The following is a 20,683-nucleotide window of genomic DNA, read 5'->3' as shown; positions in this document are numbered from 1 at the left end:
CCTGAAAATTAGGTAGTTGACCACCTGAAAATCGGTAAAACCCATCCCCCATCCCCCATCCCCCACCGAAAAACTTTTTAGTGAACGTGCTTGAGGTGTGGCCAGAGGAGCTAGAAGCTGATAGGCAAATCGCCATTCTGAGCAATTACCGACCTGAACAAGGAAATTACAGATTTTTTCAAGCTAGGATTAAAGATTTTGTATCGAAAAATACAAAACCGGCCAAAGTGACTGTTTAGGATGGATTTTTTGAGAAGCTTAAGAACTGATCCATACATCAAAGGAGTTTTCCATGCCCGAAACGCCACAAGAAGTCTTGAAAATGATTCAGGACAACAATATTAAGATTATCGACCTGAAATTTATTGATATGCCGGGTATCTGGCAACATTGCTCGTTCTACTACGACCAAATCGATGAAAGCTCTTTCAGCGATGGTGTTGCCTTCGATGGTTCCAGTATTCGCGGTTGGAAAGCAATTAACGAATCCGATATGGCCATGGTTCCCGATCCCACCACTGCTTGGATCGATCCCTTCTACAAGGAACCTACCCTAAGCATGATCTGTAGCATCAAAGAACCGAGAACCGGTGAATGGTATAGCCGCGATCCTCGCTCTATTGCTCAGAAAGCGATCGATTATCTTAGCAGTACCGGTTTAGGTGATACCGCATTTTTTGGACCGGAAGCGGAATTTTTCCTCTTTGATAGCGCTCGTTTCGACCAAACCGCCAACGCAGGCTATTACTACATGGATAGTGTCGAAGGTCGTTGGAATAGCGGTAAAGACGAAAAAGAGGGAAATCTTGCCTATAAACCCGCCTACAAACAGGGTTATTTCCCCGTTAGTCCCACCGATACCTCTCAAGATCTTCGCACGGAAATGCTCTTAACCATGGCCGACTGCGGAGTTCCCATCGAAAAACATCACCATGAAGTCGCTACTGGTGGTCAAAACGAGCTAGGGATTAAATTCTCTACCCTAGTACGGGCCGCCGACTACTTGATGACCTACAAATACTGCATTAAGAACGTGGCCAAGAAATACGGCAAAACCGTCACCTTTATGCCCAAACCCATCTTTGGTGATAACGGTTCCGGGATGCACGTTCACCAGTCTATCTGGAAAGATGGTCAACCCCTGTTCGCCGGGGATAAATACGCCGGACTTAGCCAAATGGCACTGTACTATATCGGTGGTTTGCTTAGACACGCTCCCGCTCTCTTAGCTTTAACTAACCCCACCACCAACTCTTACAAGCGTCTCGTCCCCGGTTTTGAGGCCCCTGTAAACCTGGCCTACTCCCAAGGTAATCGCTCCGCTTCGATTCGGATTCCTTTATCGGGAAGCAACCCGAAAGCCAAACGTTTAGAATTCCGTTGTCCTGACGCGACTTCTAATCCCTACCTCGCTTTTGCAGCCATGCTCTGTGCTGGTATCGATGGGATTAAAAATCAAATCGAACCAGGGGAACCTCTCGATGTGGATATCTACGAACTCAGTCCCGAAGAATTGTCAAAAATACCCTCTACCCCCGGTTCTCTGGAAGCAGCTCTGGAAAATCTCGAAAAAGATCACGCTTTCTTGACCGATTCTGGTGTCTTTACCGAAGACTTTATCCAAAACTGGATCACCTACAAACTCGATAACGAAGTTAACCCGATGCGCTTACGTCCCCACCCCTACGAGTTCTCCCTCTACTACGATGTCTAAGGTGTGATTGACTAATCATTAATCCTAGGGTGGGCCTTTGCCTGCCCTTTTTTTTCCGAATCAGCAAGGGCGTGGGGAGCTTGTTTCAGTAATCAGTGAACTGAAAACTGACATCTGATAACTGATTCAAAGCTGACGGCTAATAATCCCTTGCGGCCAATTAGCATAAAATACGATTAATTGACCAGGATTTTGGGGCGATAGTTTATGGAACGCGGGTTATTGTGGACACCTTTATTAATTCTATTTATTTGGTTGGCTTGGAGTGGTTGGAATGAATACCAAAAAGTGGAAATCTATCGAGCATGGGCGGAAAACTTCGAGCGAGCTAAGTATGATATATATTCTGTATTAGGTCAAAAAGATAAAATTATCACTTGGGGAAAGCCAACTCGTAAGGGAGTGATTAATTTACAAACTTTTTCCCTAGAGGAGGTCAAAGAAATCCGTCTGTTAGTTAATAATCAAGTGGTGGATTTAGATGCTCTTCCCCCCCAAGGTTCTCCTTTCCTAGAATTTATTTTTAAGGAGCGATCGCCTGAAAAAATTCCCTTTACTGAAGTTGAATTGGCTAGTCAGTGGGCGAAATTTTTACAACAACAAATCTTAATTTAATCGCGATAATTTCTAGCGCAATCTCCCCGATCGCAGGATACCGACAACTAACCATAAACCGATAAAACTAGCTGTAGCAAATAATACGGTACTAATAATAGTTAATTGCCGAGATTGGGCGCTGGCTGTGACAATGGCGGCCCCGATAATTAAGGAACCAATAATCACACTAAAAGCTAGTCGATTGGCGGAATTATCTAAACTGCGACGGAGATTATCTAGGTCGCGAATTTTCAGATTAACATTTAAAGTTTCCGAGGTTAAACCATCTAGTAAAACTTCGATTTGACGGGGAGATTTCAGGGAAAAAGATTTCAAGTCTAAAACTGTTCTTAGGGCAGTTTGTAGGGGAGTGCTACCGATTAACTGTTGTTCAAGAATATTAGTTAATAGCGGTTTGACTTCTTCTAGGATATTAATATCAGGATTAAATTTTCGGGCAGTTCCTTCTAGATTAGCGAGACTTTTGGCAAATAAACCTAAATTACCCGGAAGTTTAATTCTATTGCGACGGGCAATTTGCAAAAGTTCATAAACCACCTCACTAAAGTTAATTTGATTTAAATTGAGGTTATAGTATTTTCGCAACATCCGCTCATAATCCACCTCTAATTGTACTAAAGTAATCGGCACCACTGACTCGGATAGTTTAATAGTTAGTTGACTGCATCTTTTGGCATCTAAGTCAACAATTGCCAATAACAATTCTGTTAAAATTTGTTGAGTTTGCGGATCTAATCTGCCCACCATACCACAGTCAATTAAAGCCACTCTACCATCGTCAAGATAGAAGATATTACCCGGGTGAGGATCGGCATGAAAGAAGCCATCAATATAAATTTGTTGAAAAAATGACCGAAACAAAATTCTAGTTATTTCGCTTTTTCTTTGGGAAATTGCTTGCTCGGTTACTGGTCTAGAAACATCAGCCTCTAAAATTTGTTTTCCTTCCAACCATTCTAACACTAATAGCCGAGAATTAGTTAAGTGCCAATAAATTTTAGGAATAACTAACTGTTTGGGTTCTGACCACCGACTCTGGGTTAAATTATAGCGTAATTGGTCAGTATAATGACCTTCTTGGGTGAAATCTAATTCCGCATTGACTGCTTTAATAAACTCCTCTGCTAAGTTAACAACGTCGTAACTTTGACCAAATTCTGTCAGGGCAACTAAATCAGCAATTCCCTTAATTAAGGCACTATCTTGGGCGACAATTTTTTCGATCCCCGGACGCAAGACTTTAATCGCGACTTCCTCCCCGGATAATAAAGTTGCCCGATGAATTTGCCCGATCGATCCCGCGGCGATCGGTTGGGGATTAATATACTTAAATACCTGTTCGATCGGTTTTGCTAACTGTTCAGTGATGACTATTTCTATATCTGTCCAAGCAACGGGAGGAACTTGCGCTTGTAGGGCCGTTAAAGCCTCGATATAATTAGCAGGTAGCAGATCGGGACGGGTACTAAGTAACTGTCCCAATTTGACATAAAAAGGCCCCAATTCCACGAGGATTTTTTTGAGAACTTCTGGGGTGGGAATCTGGGGATTTTCTGTTTTTCCTAAGGTTAAAACCCCGCGCATATAGTCCCAACCGTTGCCGAGAACTATCTCAAGGATTTCTTTTTGTCTTTGACTGGTTTGGGGGAGTGAGAACACGGTATTATCAGTGATCAGTGATCAGTTATCAGTGGGTAAGTTATCAGTTATCAGTGATCAGTTATCAGTTATCAGTGGGTAAGTTATCAGATTTGAGTTTTAAGTGAGCAGTATTAAATAAGTAGGGAGGCACAATTATTTGTAGGATGGGTTAGCGCACTTCGTAACCCATGCAGACGTTGGGTTTCATACTTCAACCCAACCTACGTTCATCTTATATTTAATTCCACCCATCTACTTAAAAGTTTCCTACTGTCTTTTCACTGATTACTGGTTACTGATCACTGATTACTGAAAAAGCTGATGGCTTAGATGTGTAATTAATTTTGCTTAGGTACTTATCGATCCTATAACAATTTCTCTAATTTGGGATCGGTTTGTAATTGCTTGAGAACTTGTTTAATATCTTGGGTACGATCTTTGTGGACAACGAGAGTCGCTTTACCGTCGCGAACAATTACCAGATCTTTTAAACCAATAGTAACGATCGCTTCCTCCTCATCACTAGCATAGATAATAGCCCCTTCCGTATCCAAACCGACATGATTGGCCAGTTCAATATTTTTGCCCTTTGCTTCTAGTAATCTTTCCAGAGAATTCCAATCTCCCAGATCATCCCAACCGAAATTAGCGGGTAAAACGTAAGCGAGTTGGGTTTTTTCCATCAAAGCATAATCAATACTTTTTTTCTCTAAATCCTCATAGGCAGCGATGCCCCGATCGATCAGAGGTTGTAGAATATTATTAGCGTGGGTTTTTAGCTCCTCTAAAACCACTTGTCCCTGAAAGATAAACATTCCGCTATTCCAGCTAAAAAGTCCCGTTTCCAGGAATTTTTCGGCCGTGGTGCGATCGGGTTTTTCCGTAAAACGACTCACTTTATAGACGGGTAGGCCATTAAATTCGCCCTGATTTTCTCCCTGTTCGATATAACCGTAACCGGTGGAGGGATAATCGGGTTTAATCCCTAAAGTAACGATCGCTTTTTGGCTGACGGCCACTTCTACGGCCGCTTTTAAAGTGTTAATATAAGCCTCTTGATCACCAATATAATGATCGGCAGGAAAAAAACCGATCACCACTTCCTTACCATAACGTTTTGTCACTTCTAAGGTGGCCCAAGTCACAGCCGGGGCTGTATCCTTGCCCACTGGTTCCACTAATAGGTTACTCTCTGGTAAATCAGGCAGTTGTTCGCGGACACCATCAGCGATCGCACTAGCGGTAATTACCCAGAGATTTTCCCAACCTGCCCCTAAAGATAATAGACGATCGGCCGTTGCTTGTAAAAGACTGCGACCACTACCATCAAGACAGAGAAACTGTTTCGGACGCGCTAGACGACTGAGAGGCCAAAAACGTTCCCCTTTACCACCAGCGAGAATGACTGGAACAAGCGACTGATTCATAAAAATTGACACTTATCGGTTAAGTTGAACCGATTGTATCAGACGGCAGCGAACGGTGAGCGTTTTCCTGACTCAAAGCTAAAAAGCGGGCAAATAACCCGCTTTCTAGCAAAAATAACCGAAATATTGCGATTAGAAATTCATTTCGGCCGCTTGTACTTGTTCCACTTGTTTTTTCTTAATAACTAAGAGGATTTGGCATAACATAATGCCACCGAGGAATAAAACTAATCCTTTGATCCGGCCGGGATTTTGCAGGACAACTTCCGTATCTTTTTGACCAAAACCGCCGACATTGGGGTTACTGGTTAAAAATTGTCCCACTTCGATCGCTTGACCTTCCGAGACGATTAACTCAGGACCTGCGGGAATATTTTCCACCACGGGGCCTGCTTGGGAAGTGATGGTGACTTCATAACCACCGGCTTCGGTTTTGCTGATCTGGCTAATTGTACCTGCGGTAGAAGCTTTGAAGGCGTTATTATTGCTGGGTTCACCGGTGGGGTACACTTGACCGCGACCGCGATTGGCCCCTAAATGCACAGCATATTTACCGAAGTGAATACTCTTATTTTGGCTAGGATCGGGGGCCAGGACGGGGAAAACGATTTCTTTGTATTGATCACCGGGTAAGGGGCCGACGATAACCACGTTATCTTGACCTTCTTTGTAGGATTGGAAATAGACTCCACCGAGTTTTTCCTGCATTTCTTCGGGAATGCGATCGGGGGGCGCGATTTTAAAACCATCCGGTAGCATTAAGACTGCACCCACGTTTAAACCCCCCTTCGATCCGTCTCCTAACACCTGTTGACTGGCGGGATCGTAGGGGATTTTTACTACTGCTTCAAAGACGCTATCGGGTAATACCGAGTGAGGGATTTCAATTTCGGCGGGTTTTTGGGCTAAATGGCAGTTAGCGCAAACAATCCGACCGGTTGCTTCTCTGGGGGTTTCCGGGGCGGTTTGTTGCGCCCAAAAAGGATATGCTTGGGCAGATTGGGGGTTAATGACATCGCTGGTTAGGAGTAGGGAAACGGTAGCGATCGCCACGAGGACAGCTTTCACTAGGGCCTGTCTGTGGACTTGCGGGAAACTTAAAAAGTTGAATGTTCTCATCTCTATCGGTTAAAAATTCCAAAATCTCGTCACATTGAATAATCTAGGACCACCAGGGTTCTTCGCCATTGCGGAAGTCGGTTTCCGTCCAAGTGGAGAAGACGACTTTATCATTATCGGTGACGTTGGCATGGGCGAGGGCTAAGGATAGAGGCGCTGGACCGCGAACTACTTTTCCTTCGGCATTGTACTGGGAACCGTGGCAAGGACACATGAATTTTTCTTCGCTGGCATTCCATGGCACCACACAACCTAAGTGGGTACAGACGGCGTTAATTCCATAGTTGGCAAGGGTTTTGTCTTCCTGGACGACTAAATAGGTGGGGTCGCCTTTTAAACCTTGGGCTAAGGTGCGATCGCCAGGGTTATGGCTGCCCAGAAATTGACTGACAATCACATCATTGCCTAGGGCATCTTTAGCGGTGACACCGCCACCCGTACCACCGGCCGAGGGGGGAATAAAATACTTAACAATCGGATACAAAGCCCCCGCTGCTACTCCGGTAATTGTACCAAAGGTCAACAGGTTCATAAATTGACGACGACCCAAATCGGGAACATCTGTACCGGAAACTTGACTCATTGCTCCTTATCTCCAAATGTAAATTTTTGTAAACTAATTCTCATCTAAGGGCGATTTTGTGCATCTCGATCAAGACGAAAACCCAGAGCTTAAAGAAGGTTTACAAGGGCTTTATTAGATTATTACAGATATTGAGTCACGGACAATTGCCACAGCAAAGCTGCCCCAAAGGCGATCGCTGTTTTCTCGCTTTTGCCCAGATGAGAAACCGCGAACATCGAAAGAATCTTAAAAAATTCGATCCAATGGAAAATTAAGTCTCCATATACCTTTAACTTAAATTAATAGCCAAGAATACAATGATGACAGGCAAGTAATTGATGAGATAAAAGCTACTCAGATTAGCCTCTCCAAATTTGTTAATTATCTCTATCATCTTTAAATTATGAAATTAGCTGATATTCTCAAAGACTCAAGTTATAAGTTGTCCCAGTTTACGCCGACGGAAGTTGAGCAATTAGAGCAGACAATTACGCTTAAAAAGACAAAAAATGGGGCAGCTCCTTATACAATTTGCTTAGTACGGAAAAAAGAGATTAAACTTACCCCAGAAGAAGCGATTAGACAATTATATTTAAGGGTTTTAAGCGATCGCTTACATTATCCTCTCAGTCGCATTCAGGTGGAGTATGGGGTGAATTTTGGCAGGGAGGTAAAACGAGCAGATATTGCGGTGATGGACAAAGATCGCCTGAACACAGTTTATATTTTGGTAGAGGTAAAGAGTCCGAAGTGGAAGGATGGAAAAGCACAACTACGTTCCTATTGTAATGCCACAGGTTCGCCGATGGCTGTCTGGACGAATGGCGATCAGATTTCCTATTATCAACGCAAAGATCCCAATTATTTTGAAGATATTCCAGATATCCCTAACTCTAATCAAACCCTAGCAGATATTCTCCAGATTAAGTTCACTTTAGATGATTTAATCGCCAAGGATAAGTTAGTCAAAGAAAATAAATCTCTGAAAACGCTAATCGAAGAAATGGAAGATGAGGTGTTAGCAAATGCGGGGGTAGATGTCTTTGAGGAATTATTTAAGCTGATTTTTGCCAAGCTCTATGATGAATGGTATTCTGGACAGGGTAATCGACGTTCTACTCGTTCTCTGGAGTTTCGTAATACAGGACAAACAGAAAGCGCATTAAAAACGAAAATTCAGGATCTTTTTGACAAAGCTAAGAAAAAATGGCCAGGGGTATTTAGTGAGGATGTCAAGATTGGCCTTGCTCCCTCTCATCTATCGGTTTGTGTGTCGTCCTTAGAAAATGTGAAGCTATTTAACTCCAATTTGGATGTAATTGATGAAGCATTTGAGTATTTAATCAATCAAAGCAGTAAAGGGGAAAAAGGACAGTTTTTCACCCCTCGTTATGTGATTGATATGTGTGTAAAAATGCTTAACCCCCAAGAAGATGAATATATGATTGATAGCGCAGCTGGTTCATCGGGGTTTCCAGTACATACAATCTTTCATGTTTGGCGGCAGATTCTAGAGGATGAGGGATTAGAAGTAAGTCATTTATTTTCATTGGAAGAAAAGCCACCCCGTTGTAAGGAATATGTGGAAGAAAAGGTGTTTGCTATTGATTTTGATGAAAAAGCGGTGAGAGTAGCACGAACCCTCAATCTGATTGCTGGAGATGGACAAACAAACGTACTACATTTAAACACTCTAGATTATGAATTATGGGATGAGGTGACGCAACAGGAAGAATGGGATGATGTTTATCATGAAGGTTTCAGACGCTTGAAAAAACTGCGTCCAAAGGGAAGTCCAGACTATAGGGAGTTTCAATTCGATATTTTGATGGCAAATCCACCTTTTGCGGGTGATATCAAAGAACAGCGCATGATTGCTCGTTATGACTTAGCAAAAAAGCCTAACGGTAAATGGGAAACTAAGGTAGGACGCGATATTTTATTTATTGAGCGCAATCTAGACTTTTTGAAACCGGGGGGAAGAATGGCGATAGTTTTACCCCAAGGACGCTTTAATAATTCTTCTGATAAGAATATTCGGGATTTTATTGCCGAAAGATGTCGAATTTTAGCAGTGGTGGGATTAAGTGGTAATACTTTTAAACCCCATACAGGAACAAAAACCTCGGTGTTATTGGTGCAAAAATGGAATGATGATCCCAAAATAGGCGCACTTTGTCCTCGTCAGGATGATTATAATATCTTTTTTGCGACGATGCAGAAGTCGGGCAAGGATAATTCTGGAGAAAAAGTTTATGTTAAAGTGTCTGATGATTCGGGGGATTTTCTCTTAGATAAACATAATCATTGGATTGTGGATCATGATCTTTTTAATCATGATGGTTTGACAGAAGATGGTATCGCTGAGGCGTTTATTGAGTTTGCTAAAAAGGAGAATTTAAGTTTTTTTGAGATCCCCCCGGCTAACGCCACCCCCCTTATTAAGGGGGACAGGGGGGGCGCTTTTGATGCGGTTAAATATCAGCAGTTAATGGATAGATTGGAAGCGGTTGAGTTGAGTTTAAGTGATGTTTTAGACAACAATATTTATTTCAGAATTGATTCTGAATACTACTACAAACGTTTTATGGTAGCAGACAAAATACTTCGTAGAAAAAATTGTCAAAATATCAATGAATTTGCCACGGTCACAGATGGAGAACATGGTTCACCTGATTTAGATAAATATAGCGGAATAATTTATTTATCTGGCAAGAATGTTAAAGAAAACTTTCTAGATTTATCTGACATACAATATTGCTCAGAAAAGCTACACAAAAAGAATCTTAGATCCTCCGTCAAAGTTGGAAATATTTTGATGTCGATAGTTGGAACAGTTGGAAATGCCAGCGTCATCCATGAAAAATTTATTGGAAATACAGATAGGAATGTAGCGACCATTAAAGACATCAATTTATATTTTTCTCCATATTTTATATCCACTTTCATCAATTCATACTATGGCAGATATCAAACTGAACGGTTTTCTACTGGTAATGTTCAGCCATTACTAAACTTACTTCAAGTCAAGTCTATTCTAATTCCCAAATTAGATCAGAATTTTCAAATAGGAATTAAGAAATTGGTTGAAACTTCGCATTCCTTAAAAAGTAGATCATTAAATTTCTACCAACAAGCTGAAGATTTACTATTAACAGAACTTGGTTTAAAAGATTGGCAACCCACCGAAGAAAGCATCGCCGTTAAAAGTTTTTCTGAGTCTTTTTTGTCTTCTGGACGCTTAGATGCTGAGTATTATCAACCGAAATATGATCAACTTTATCAATCTCTAAAAACCGCTACTTTAAGAAATGGGTGGCAGTTGAAAAAACTTTCTGAACTATCATCACTTTTTAAATATGGAGTATCTGATTCACTTGAATATATTGAAGAAGGAGTTCCTTTTCTTAGAATTGCAGATTTAAACAAGCATCGTTTTAGTCAAGAAAATTTAAAATTTATTTCTAATGAATCAGCCAAGAAATATAAAGAAACTGTTAGACAAGGAGATGTTATTATCTCCAGAAGTGGCACACTAGGTATTGCTGTGGTAATTCCAGAATTTTTAACTAATGCAGTTTATGGGAGTTACTTCATTTTAACTAGACCAAAAAAAGAGCTTGTTTTGCCAACTTATTTGGCTCTTTATCTCAATTCTTTAGCTGGAAAAATGCAAACTGAGCAATCTAATACTGGAGGAATTCAAACAAATCTTACTATACCCGTTTTAGAGTCTCTTGTAATAGCTTGTCCTTCTTTGGAAAGTCAACAGAAATTTGTTAATAAAGTTCACGACTCTTACAATGCAGAAGAAAAATCCAAACAACTATTAGAAGTTGCTAAAATAGGAGTAGAAAAAGCGATAGAAACCGACGAAGAAACGGCAACCGCTTGGATAAACCAACAACTAGAAAGCTTGGGAGTAAAACTAATCTAATGAACACAAAAATAAATCTACCAATGGAACAAATTAAAGCATTTTGTCAAAGGTGGCAAGTCACCGAATTGGCATTATTTGGTTCAGTTTTACGCGAAGATTTCCGTTCAGATAGCGATATTGATATTTTAATTACCTTTTCCCCAACTGCTAAACGAGGTTTAACCGAAACCCTACAAATGCGCGATGAACTGCAAGCAATTTTCAATCGAAAAGTAGATTTAATTGTGAAAGCAGCGCTCAAACGGAGTGATAACTGGCTAAGATGTAAAAATATTTTAGAATCAGCACAGATTATATATGCCTCATTGTAAATGCTATCAGACGTATTTTGCGCTATACCGATGGAAAAATAAATTAACAGAACTTTTAAAAGCGATCGCACATTTACTCTAAGAGTGCTTTAAAAGCAAAATCCAAACAACTCTTAGAAATTGCTAAAATAGGAGTAGAAAAAGCGATAGAAACCGATGAAGAAACGGCAACCGCTTGGATAAACCAACAACTAGAAAGCTTGGGAGTCAAACTAATCTGATCAACACAAAAATAAATCTACCCTGGATTTTTACCAGAGGTATATTTTTAACGGGGGAGGATGTCAACTCTCACTTCCAGACTCAACAGTATGGCCGACTTCGCTGATCCATTGGGCAATTTCTGCGCGGGATGCGGTGGTTTCTACCGTGACGATTTTATTGGCTAGATCCACCGATATTTGGGCTGCTGGTTGCTGATTGTTAATCGCTTTAGTAATGGTATTAGCGCAACCTTCACAGGCAATACTAGGTACTTTTAGGGTAATTGTCATTGTTGTAACTCCAGTAACTTTATAGCTAAAAACTAGCATAAATTGTCAGGGATAGCTGATTTTTTAAGAGTTTATTTACCATTTCAGCACTGCCGCTTCGATCCCCTGTTCCCGACGCAGTTTACTATCTTTTTCTAGCCATTGGATGACCTGTTTATGGGTTAATTCTTCTAGGGTTACTCCCGTATCTTCGGCGATTATTTTTAGTAAGCGTAGGGAAGAAATCGTTAAACGAGTCAGGAATTTTTCGGGAGCAGTCAAGAGGGCAGCGTCCACATCTGCGGATTCTTCTGGGGTTAAAAATTGTCTGTTTTCGATCATAGTTTTATTTGGTTTCCATCCAATTGTCACCAGCTTTAATTTCTACCAAGAGAGGGATCGTCAAGGAGACAGCTTCCTCCATAGTCGTCTTGATTTTTGACTCTAGGGATGGCCATTCTTCTCTTGGTACTTCCAAGACTAATTCATCATGGACTTGCAGCAGTAATCTTGCTCGATAATTTTGCAGCACCTCCGCCAATTTTACCATCGCTACTTTAATAATATCAGCACTGGAACCCTGAATGGGCGCATTAGCAGCCGATCTTAATAATTGTGCCTCCTCGTTGTTGAGTTTGAGGCTATCTAAATCGATGTCATGCAAGGGTAGTCCTCGCAGTCTTTTTAAGAGGGGATTATCAAAGTTAAAATAACGTCTTCTACCTAAAATTGTTTCCACATATCCTTGAGCGATCGCTTGTTTTTTGCTATTCTCTAAATACTCAAATACTTGGGCATAACGTTGATGATATTTTTCAATAAATTTTCTGCCCTGTTCTACGGTTAATTTCGATTCACGGGCGAATTTTTGCGCTCCCATGCCATAAATAACTCCGAAGTTAATTGTTTTTCCTAAACTGCGTTCTTCTGGCGTAATTTCGCTTTTATCAAAGAGCAATCGAGCGGTGACTTTATGAACATCTTGATTACTACGATACGCTTCTAATAAAACTGGTTCTTGGCTGAGATGAGCGAGAATTCTTAACTCTATTTGTGAGTAGTCTGCTGACACTAATAAGTAACCATCTTCGGGAATAAAAGCTTGACGAATTTGCTTGGAAAATTCACTGCGAATAGGGATATTTTGTAGGTTAGGATTAGAGGATGATAAGCGTCCGGTGCTGGTGATGGTTTGATTAAAATCTGTATGTACTCGTGCGGTTTTTGGTTCGGCTAATTTCGGTAAAGCATCCACATAGGTGGATTTTAATTTGGATAAGGTGCGATGTTCAAGGATATAATCGATTAAGGGATGATCTCCTTGTAGTTTCTCTAAAACACTTTGATCGGTAGAGTAACCTGTTTTAGTTTTTCTGGATTTTTTGCGATTGAGTGCCAATCGCTCAAAGAGGATTTCACTTAACTGTTTAGGAGAGCTAAGATTAAAAGTTTCTCCGATAGATTCGTAGGCATTTTTTTCTATGTCTGCTAAGTCTCTTTCTAGTTGCTGGGAAAAGTTTTTTAGATAATTGATATTAATTTTTATACCATAATTTTCCATCTGCCAAAGCACCATCACTAAGGGAGATTCTATTTCTGAGAATAATTGATATAAAGGGGGAATTTTATTCAATTCTGACTGTAATTTTTCTCGAAGCAAATAGGTAGCGTAGGCATCTAATCCGCAGTAGTTGGCAGTAGTGGGAATATCTAAATCAGCGATGGTTTTTCCCGCAGGAATACCGAGACTTTTATAACTAAGGGAAGTGATACCAGCTAAATAGCGATCGCATAAATCTTCGAGATTATGAGTTAGTTCGGGATGGAGTACATAACTAGCCACCATAGTATCAAAAACTAGACCTTTAACGGTAATTCCTTGATGATAAAAAACATCAATATCAAATTTCGCATTCTGGAAGACTTTCGGATAATTATCACCCGCTAAAATTGGTCGTAATTTTTCGAGGACTATCTCTAGATTTAAATTATCGCCGCTCTGGTGGCCGATGGGAATATAGGCCATAGCATTTAATTCTTTTCCCCAACAGCAACCGATGCCGACTAATTTGGCTACACGAGGATTTAAATCCGTCGTTTCGGTGTCCCAAGCGACGGGAAATTGTGGATTAGTGAAAGTTGTTAATTTTGCCAGTAAAGCATCTAACTTAGGAATAGTATCAATAATGTCGGGAGCAATTAGAACCGGTGGAGAAATAGGGGGTAAATCAAACAGAGACAATTGATTAGAATCAGCATCGCTAGTTAATTCTAGGGTAGGAGTACCCCCTAGATGCTGTTGAATTTGATCGAGTTTCTGGAGAATTTTCTTTAACTCGAATCTTTCCAATAAAGGTTTAACTAAACGCCGATCAAAACCTCGGAGACGAAATTTATCCTCCTCCAGACTAACGGGGGCATCAAGGGCAATTTTAGCTAAATAGCGAGAACTTTCGGCGGCGGTTTTTCCCTCTAATAATTTAGTTTTTACCATTCCCTTAATCGATTCCAGATTGGTATATATATCGTCTAAGTTATCGTATTTTTTTAATAAATCTATCGCTGTTTTTTCGCCAATTCCGCGCACACCGGGGATATTATCAGACTTATCACCGCAAAGAGCTTTAAAATCTACTACCTGTTTTGGTGTCACCCCTAACTTTTCCGTGACAGCTTGGGAATTGAATTCTGTATAACCCTGTCCCGATGTACTTTTTACCGCATTAATATCCAGATAGAGAACCGTGGTTTTTTTCTCCTCATCTACCAATTGGAATAAATCTCGATCGCCTGTTAAAATCTTGACTGTATAACCATTATCACCAGCTTGTTTTGCCAAAGTTCCTAAAACATCATCTGCTTCGTAACCCGGGGAAGTAACAATAGGAATATTCATCGCTGCCAAGAGACTTTGCAGATTAGTTAAATCGGGGCGAAATTCTTCGGGAGTCTCTTGCCGATTAGCCTTATAATTGACATCAGCTTCATGGCGAAAAGAAGGGACTGCTAAATCAAAAGCAACTGCTAAATAAGTGGGTTTTTGAGTTTCTAGTAACTGCATCAGAGAATTTAAAAACCCAAAACAAACACTGGTGGGAATACCAGTAGAAGTACGCAGAGGGCCAGAACGAGACTTAGCAAAGGCATAATAGGCACGAAAAGCCAAAGAATGCCCATCGATCAGGATAAATAGCTTATTTTGCTCGGCACTGGTCATAATCTAGTCTCAAATTTGCGTGTTATTTCCATTTTAAGGATTACCGAGCCATTATTCAGCTATTAGCCTTGAATCGGCGATCGCTGATAAATGATAACTGATCACTGATCACTGATACTTAACACCTCGTCAAAAAAAATATTTGCCAAAAAACCAGCGTAAGGGTATTTTAAGAATAATTTTATATGTTTACTTTGCGATTACATGAGAATCCTAGTTACGGGTGGTGCGGGTTTTATTGGTTCCCATCTAATCGATCGCTTGATGGAACAGGGTCAAGAAGTGATCTGTCTGGATAACTTCTACACGGGGGTGCGCCGAAACATCGTTAAATGGCTAGGAAATCCTTATTTTGAGCTAATTCGTCACGATATCACCGAGCCGATCCGTTTAGAAGTCGATCAGATCTATCACCTGGCCTGTCCTGCTTCCCCAATCCACTATCAATATAATCCCGTCAAAACGATTAAAACCAATGTTTTAGGGACTATGTATATGCTAGGCCTAGCTAAAAGGGTAAAAGCGCGATTTTTGCTCGCTTCTACCTCGGAAGTCTATGGCGATCCCGATGTGCATCCGCAAACGGAAGAATATCGAGGCAATGTCAACTGCATCGGACCGCGTTCCTGTTATGACGAGGGTAAACGGGTAGCGGAAACCCTGGCTTTTGAGTATTATCGGGAGCATAAAGTCGATATCCGGGTGGCCCGGATTTTCAACACCTACGGCCCGCGAATGCTGGAAAACGATGGTCGAGTGGTGAGTAATTTCGTGGTGCAAGCTTTGCGCGGTGAACCTCTGACGGTTTATGGTCAAGGTTCCCAAACCCGCAGTTTTTGCTATGTTTCTGACCTGGTGGAAGGGTTAATGCGTTTGATGAATGGGGATTTTATCGGACCGGTTAATCTAGGCAATCCCGACGAATACACAATTCTGGAATTAGCACAAGTGATCCAAGGCATGATTAATCCCGAGGCCGAATTGGTCTATCAACCACTGCCGGAAGATGATCCCAAGCAACGACAACCGGATATCACTCGTGCTAAAACCTATCTGGATTGGAGTCCAACTATTCCTCTAAGTCAGGGTTTAAAAATGACGATCGAGGATTTCCGTTCTCGTCTAAGCTAATCCCTAATCAATAAATTTAACTTAATTGTCACTGGAGTAATTATCATGCGTGTTTGCGTTATCGGAACGGGTTATGTGGGTTTAGTCACCGGGGTGTGCCTAGCACATATCGGCCATCATGTCATCTGTATTGACAACAATGAAGAAAAAGTCAAATTGATGAAATCGGGACAATCCCCCATCTATGAACCGGGTTTATCGGAATTAATGCAGTCTTCGGCAGCCTCCGGCAATCTGGAATTTTCCACGGATCTAGAAGCGGGAGTTAAACACGGTGAAATCCTCTTTATCGCTGTTGGTACACCTGCACTACCCACGGGGGAAAGTGACACTCGTTATGTGGAAGCGGTGGCCCGGGGTATTGGGGCCCATCTCAACGGTGGTTATAAAGTAATCGTCAATAAATCGACCGTTCCCATCGGTTCTGGGGATTGGGTACGGATGATCGTCCTCGATGGAGTGGCCGAGAGACAAAAAAATCTCGTGGCTGCGGTTGGCGGTATTAGTACACTAGAACGCATCGAAGCGGAATTTGATGTGGTCAGCAATCCCGAATTTTTACGGGAAGGTTCGGCAGTTTATGATACTTTTAACCCCGATCGCATTGTTTTAGGCAGTAATAACCCGAAAGCCATTGAAATGATGAAGGAATTGTACGCGCCTTTGGTTGAACGCCAATTCGCTGACGATCCCTCCTTGCCTCCCGTTCCCGTGGTGGTTACGGATCTCAGTTCGGCGGAAATGATTAAATACGCCGCTAATGCCTTCCTAGCGACCAAAATTAGCTTTATTAACGAAGTAGCTAATATCTGCGATCGCGTGGGAGCCGATGTCACCCAAGTGGCTAAAGGTATCGGTTTAGATTCCCGTATCGGCAGCAAATTCCTCTCGGCCGGAATCGGTTGGGGGGGTTCCTGTTTCCCCAAAGATGTGTCAGCTTTGGTGCATACCGCAGAAGACTACGGTTACGAAACGGAATTACTCAACGCCGCTATCAATGTTAACAAACGTCAACGGACAATTGCGATCGAAAAACTGCAACAGGAATTAAAAATCCTCAAGGGTAAAACCGTCGGTTTGTTGGGATTAACTTTTAAACCCGATACCGATGATATGCGCGATGCTCCGGCTTTAACCATGATCGAACAGTTAAATCGTTTAGGTGCTAAGGTAAAAGCTTATGATCCGATCGTTTCCCAAAGTGGTTTAAGTCACGGTCTAAGCGGTGTGATTATCGAATCGGATCCAGAAAGATTAGCCGATGGTTGTGACGCTTTGGTGGTGGTGACGGAATGGCAAGAATTCCTCCGTCTCGACTACGGCAAAATGGTTAAAACCATGCGCGAACCCGTTTTAATTGATGGTCGCAATTTCCTCGATCCTGCGGTGGTGACAGCAGCTGGTTTCCGTTACCTCGGTATTGGACGTTAATCCCAGGAATCCGCCTTTTCAGCAGGACTGACGCGGTTGGGGAAGGGACAAGCAGCACCAACCCTTACCCCTGCTCCTAGGGGCGAAAATTGCCCAATTATGCCAGTTGAAAAACGAAAACTTCCTAGCTGACCATGGGGATAGTTGCAATGGTTAAATGATATGAACAGGAGCCACTAGAATCCGGGAGCACTCGGTAGAATTGAATTGAAAAACTAGAAATCAGTTTTAGCAATACCTATGGTTAGCTCTGTTCAATACCGCTACACTAACGAACAAGTTAGGGACTGGTTACGGGGATTACTGACAATTGCCTGGTGTGATGGCGATTATAGCGCCAGCGAACAGGAATCGATCGCCCGTTTCGCTCACGAATTAGAATTAGATGACGACCACGTTCTCTATCAATCGATTAGTCCCGAAGAATTGGCCGCAAGTTTCGGTCATGACCCCAGAATATCAGAAAACTTCCTCCGCACGGCGGTTATGGTGGCGATCGCCGATGGCATTTATTCCCCCGCAGAAGCGCAATTACTGCATAGTTATCGGGATGCTTTCGGGTTAGAAATCGAGGCCTTGTCAGCTTTAGAACATACTATCTGTGAAATTCCCGAAATTACCACGGAAGCGCAGAAATCCGAGTTTATCAGTGCCGAACATCCCCACCCAGATCTGCTTCATCCCCTCAAAGATTGGTTAGATGGGGTAGAAATGCACGATCCGCGCTTGGCCCGGTTTATCTGCAAAATGGTGCCGCCTCAATGTCCTTTTGAACGCGATATCGTGCTGTTTGGCCATAAATTAGTCCATATTCCGCCCCTGTGCAAGTTAAATCCTCTCTACGAGCAATTAGTCGGTTTACGCTTCCGGGCTCTATCATACTTAGCCGATGATTGTCAAGAAGATATTTCCGAGTATATTTAGCCAATTTAACTCAAAATTGCGGTTAAAATGGTATAAATATCCTGCTGACAGAAAATATCTCAGCCTCAAGGCTTTTCACTAGCTAAATCTTTCGTTAGAATTAGGTTAAATCGCCGTTAAGAGAAAAACTATGAGTAAAAACTCCCGACGAGTCGATTTTCCTGATTTACCGGGGCTAAAAAACCTGCGCTCCTATCAATGGCAGTGGCTAGGCCGAGATATACTCGCCGGTGTCACCGTGGCAGCCTACGCTATTCCCCAGTGTATGGCCTACGGCGACCTGGCCGGGGTCGAGCCGGTGGTGGGATTGTGGACTCTCGTGCCGGCCGCCCTAGTTTACGCCCTTTTCGGCTCCTCATCGCAACTATCCCTCGGACCAGAATCGACCACGGCAGTGATGACGGCGGCAGCGATCGCACCTATGGTAAGCCTTCAAGGAGAAAATTACGGCAGTTTAGCGGCTTTTTTAGCCCTAATGGTCGGTTTAATCTGTTTAGTTGGTTATGTCGCCCGCTTGGGATTTTTAGCTAATTTACTCTCCAAACCGATCCTGATCGGTTATATGGCGGGAGTGGCGGTGATCATGATTGCGGGACAACTGGGTAAAATTAGTGGTTTGTCAATCCGTGAAAATACGGTTTTTAAAGAAATTTTAGCTTTTTTTCGGGGAATAAACCAATGGCACTGGCCAACCCTTAGCCTCGCTCTATTTCTGCTCCTATTTCTATTTTTCATCCAAAAATATTTTCCCAAAGCACCGGGTCCCTTGCTGGCGGTTTTACTGGGAACCCTCGCCGTCGCCACCCTCCATCTCGATCAAGAGGGGGTGGCAGTAGTGGGGAAAATTAGTAATACTTTGCCCAATTTTGGCTTACCAACCCTAGATTTTTCCCAATTACTACCTCTAGTAACCGCAGCCGTCGGCATTGCCCTCGTCGGCTATTCCGATAACGTCTTGACCGCTAGAGCCTTCGCCGCACGCCATAACCAAGAAATCGATGCCAATCAAGAATTTTTAGCCCTGGGACTGGGGAATCTGGCGGCGGGTTTTTGTCAGGGATTTCCCATCAGCAGCAGCGCCAGTCGCACCGCGGTGGGCGATTCGGTGGGCAGTAAAAGTCAGCTTTATTCCCTAGTGGTGGCAGTGGTGGTGGTGGCGGTCATTTTCCTGCTCGGTCCGCTACTGGTACTCTTTCCCAAGGCCGCCTTGGGTGCGCTGGTGATTTATGCGGCCTGTAAACTGCTGGATATTGCCGGCGCTAAACGACTCAAACGCTTTCGCAATAGTGAGTTTAATCTCGCTGTCCTGACCATGGTGGGGGTGCTAACCACGGGGATTTTAAGCGGGGTTGCCATCGCCATTGGTCTCTCGGTTATCGATTTATTGGCCCGCATTACCCGGCCCGATGATGCGGTCTTGGGTACAGTCCCGGGGGTGATGGGTTTACACGCACTCCAGGATTGGCCGGAAGCGCAAACAATACCGGGGTTGGTTATCTATCGTTACGATGCCCCCTTATTTTTTGCTAATGCGGCCGACTTTAAACGTCGCGCTCTCAGTGCCATTGCCCGGGAGACAAAACCGGTAGATTGGTTTGTCTTGAATACAGAGGCACTCGGGGAATTGGATAGTACAGCCGTGGAGATTATCGAGGAATTAGCGGCGGAATTATCAAGACAGGGTATAGTTTTCGCCCTAGCAAGGGTTAAACACGATCTGTACTTAGAATTGCAACGTTCCCGCTTGTTAGATAAAATTAGCCAAGAGAGAATTTACTATACTTTGCCGGCGGCGATCGAAGCTTTTAAAAATCGTTGACTGATACTAAATCATTAGGGGTCGAGAAGGTCATCGCCGACCTCCCCTCCCATAAAGAAACTACCCGTGCATAGTTTTCGGACTTTATTGAAATTAGCTGATAGAGTTGTCTAAGTTGGGCTTCCGTCGGTTGCATTTAGTCATTATCGGCTTGATTTTAGATTATTGTTCATTTTTAGCATCATTAACTGAAAGTCACTTCCCTAACCTATTTAGGGTTTGCTGAATAAATCTAAAAACCTTACAGGAAAAGGCTTTTAGCTAGATTGAGAGTCGCTCAGGTGCCCCTGAATCTGCTAAAATTACTCAAAACCCTTGCATCTTCTCTCCTTAGTACCAATGTATCGCAAGAT

General features: G+C 42.5%; 15 protein-coding genes. 8 read left to right on the top strand and 7 right to left on the bottom strand.

What is annotated here, in order from left to right; genetic code table 11:
* Positions 1-292 precede the first annotated feature (292 nt).
* Positions 293-1,714 (top strand): type I glutamate--ammonia ligase, encoded by a 1,422-nt coding sequence (gene glnA / locus IM319_RS08935; RefSeq protein ID WP_287684411.1) that lies wholly within the window; start codon positions 293-295, stop codon positions 1,712-1,714.
* A gap of 207 nt (positions 1,715-1,921) precedes the next feature.
* Entirely contained in the window at positions 1,922-2,329 is a 408-nt protein-coding gene (locus IM319_RS08930) for a hypothetical protein (RefSeq protein ID WP_125732447.1), read from the top strand.
* A 12-nt stretch (positions 2,330-2,341) separates the two neighbouring features.
* Here the strand turns inward: IM319_RS08930 and IM319_RS08925 are convergent, their stop codons facing one another.
* The 4 genes from IM319_RS08925 to petC form a co-directional block, all read right to left on the bottom strand.
* Positions 2,342-3,991, bottom strand: coding sequence for an ABC1 kinase family protein (locus tag IM319_RS08925; RefSeq protein ID WP_287735335.1), 1,650 nt, complete (start codon positions 3,989-3,991; stop codon positions 2,342-2,344).
* A gap of 347 nt (positions 3,992-4,338) precedes the next feature.
* Positions 4,339-5,400, bottom strand: a complete 1,062-nt coding sequence (locus IM319_RS08920; RefSeq protein ID WP_287684408.1) for a mannose-1-phosphate guanylyltransferase — start codon at positions 5,398-5,400, stop codon at positions 4,339-4,341.
* 132 nt (positions 5,401-5,532) lie between these two features.
* Positions 5,533-6,519 (bottom strand): cytochrome f, encoded by a 987-nt coding sequence (gene petA / locus IM319_RS08915; RefSeq protein WP_286826838.1) that lies wholly within the window; start codon positions 6,517-6,519, stop codon positions 5,533-5,535.
* A 43-nt stretch (positions 6,520-6,562) separates the two neighbouring features.
* On the bottom strand, positions 6,563-7,102 hold the full coding sequence (gene petC, locus IM319_RS08910) for a cytochrome b6-f complex iron-sulfur subunit (RefSeq protein WP_286826836.1): 540 nt from the start codon (positions 7,100-7,102) through the stop codon (positions 6,563-6,565).
* Between the two features lie 385 nt (positions 7,103-7,487).
* Here petC and IM319_RS08905 point away from each other — a divergent pair, with 385 nt between their 5' ends.
* Positions 7,488-11,021 carry an N-6 DNA methylase gene (locus IM319_RS08905; protein WP_287735334.1) on the top strand — a complete coding sequence of 1,178 codons (3,534 nt, stop codon included), beginning with the start codon at positions 7,488-7,490 and terminating at the stop codon, positions 11,019-11,021.
* A 23-nt stretch (positions 11,022-11,044) separates the two neighbouring features.
* A complete protein-coding gene (locus tag IM319_RS08900) occupies positions 11,045-11,335 on the top strand; it encodes a nucleotidyltransferase family protein (RefSeq protein ID WP_287735333.1) in 291 nt (96 codons plus the stop codon).
* 284 nt (positions 11,336-11,619) lie between these two features.
* Here IM319_RS08900 and IM319_RS08895 read toward each other — a convergent pair whose 3' ends face one another.
* The 3 genes from IM319_RS08895 to polA are packed head-to-tail and all read right to left on the bottom strand — an operon-like array spanning position 11,620 to position 15,025.
* Positions 11,620-11,868: a heavy-metal-associated domain-containing protein gene (locus tag IM319_RS08895; protein ID WP_287735332.1), complete on the bottom strand. Its 249-nt coding sequence runs from the start codon at positions 11,866-11,868 to the stop codon at positions 11,620-11,622.
* 36 nt (positions 11,869-11,904) lie between these two features.
* The gene (locus tag IM319_RS08890; RefSeq protein WP_286826830.1) at positions 11,905-12,150 is read right to left on the bottom strand and encodes a hypothetical protein; all 246 of its coding nucleotides are present in this window, start codon (positions 12,148-12,150) and stop codon (positions 11,905-11,907) included.
* Positions 12,151-12,154: 4 nt separating this feature from the next.
* Entirely contained in the window at positions 12,155-15,025 is a 2,871-nt protein-coding gene (polA, locus tag IM319_RS08885; RefSeq protein WP_287735331.1) for a DNA polymerase I, read from the bottom strand.
* A 204-nt stretch (positions 15,026-15,229) separates the two neighbouring features.
* Here polA and IM319_RS08880 point away from each other — a divergent pair, with 204 nt between their 5' ends.
* The 4 genes from IM319_RS08880 to IM319_RS08865 all read left to right on the top strand — a co-directional run bounded on the left by IM319_RS08880 (position 15,230) and on the right by IM319_RS08865 (position 20,330).
* Positions 15,230-16,156 (top strand): UDP-glucuronic acid decarboxylase family protein, encoded by a 927-nt coding sequence (locus IM319_RS08880; RefSeq protein WP_287684750.1) that lies wholly within the window; start codon positions 15,230-15,232, stop codon positions 16,154-16,156.
* 45 nt (positions 16,157-16,201) lie between these two features.
* On the top strand, positions 16,202-17,587 hold the full coding sequence (locus IM319_RS08875) for a UDP-glucose dehydrogenase family protein (protein ID WP_286825456.1): 1,386 nt from the start codon (positions 16,202-16,204) through the stop codon (positions 17,585-17,587).
* 240 nt (positions 17,588-17,827) lie between these two features.
* Positions 17,828-18,511 (top strand): Mo-dependent nitrogenase C-terminal domain-containing protein, encoded by a 684-nt coding sequence (locus IM319_RS08870; protein ID WP_286825457.1) that lies wholly within the window; start codon positions 17,828-17,830, stop codon positions 18,509-18,511.
* A gap of 130 nt (positions 18,512-18,641) precedes the next feature.
* A complete protein-coding gene (locus IM319_RS08865) occupies positions 18,642-20,330 on the top strand; it encodes a SulP family inorganic anion transporter (RefSeq protein WP_287735330.1) in 1,689 nt (562 codons plus the stop codon).
* Positions 20,331-20,683: the final 353 nt, after the last annotated feature.

Origin of the sequence: Microcystis sp. M113S1, assembly GCF_020246945.1 — a bacterium.
Classification (GTDB): Bacteria; Cyanobacteriota; Cyanobacteriia; order Cyanobacteriales; family Microcystaceae; genus Microcystis.
This window is presented reverse-complemented; position numbering and strand designations above follow the sequence as displayed.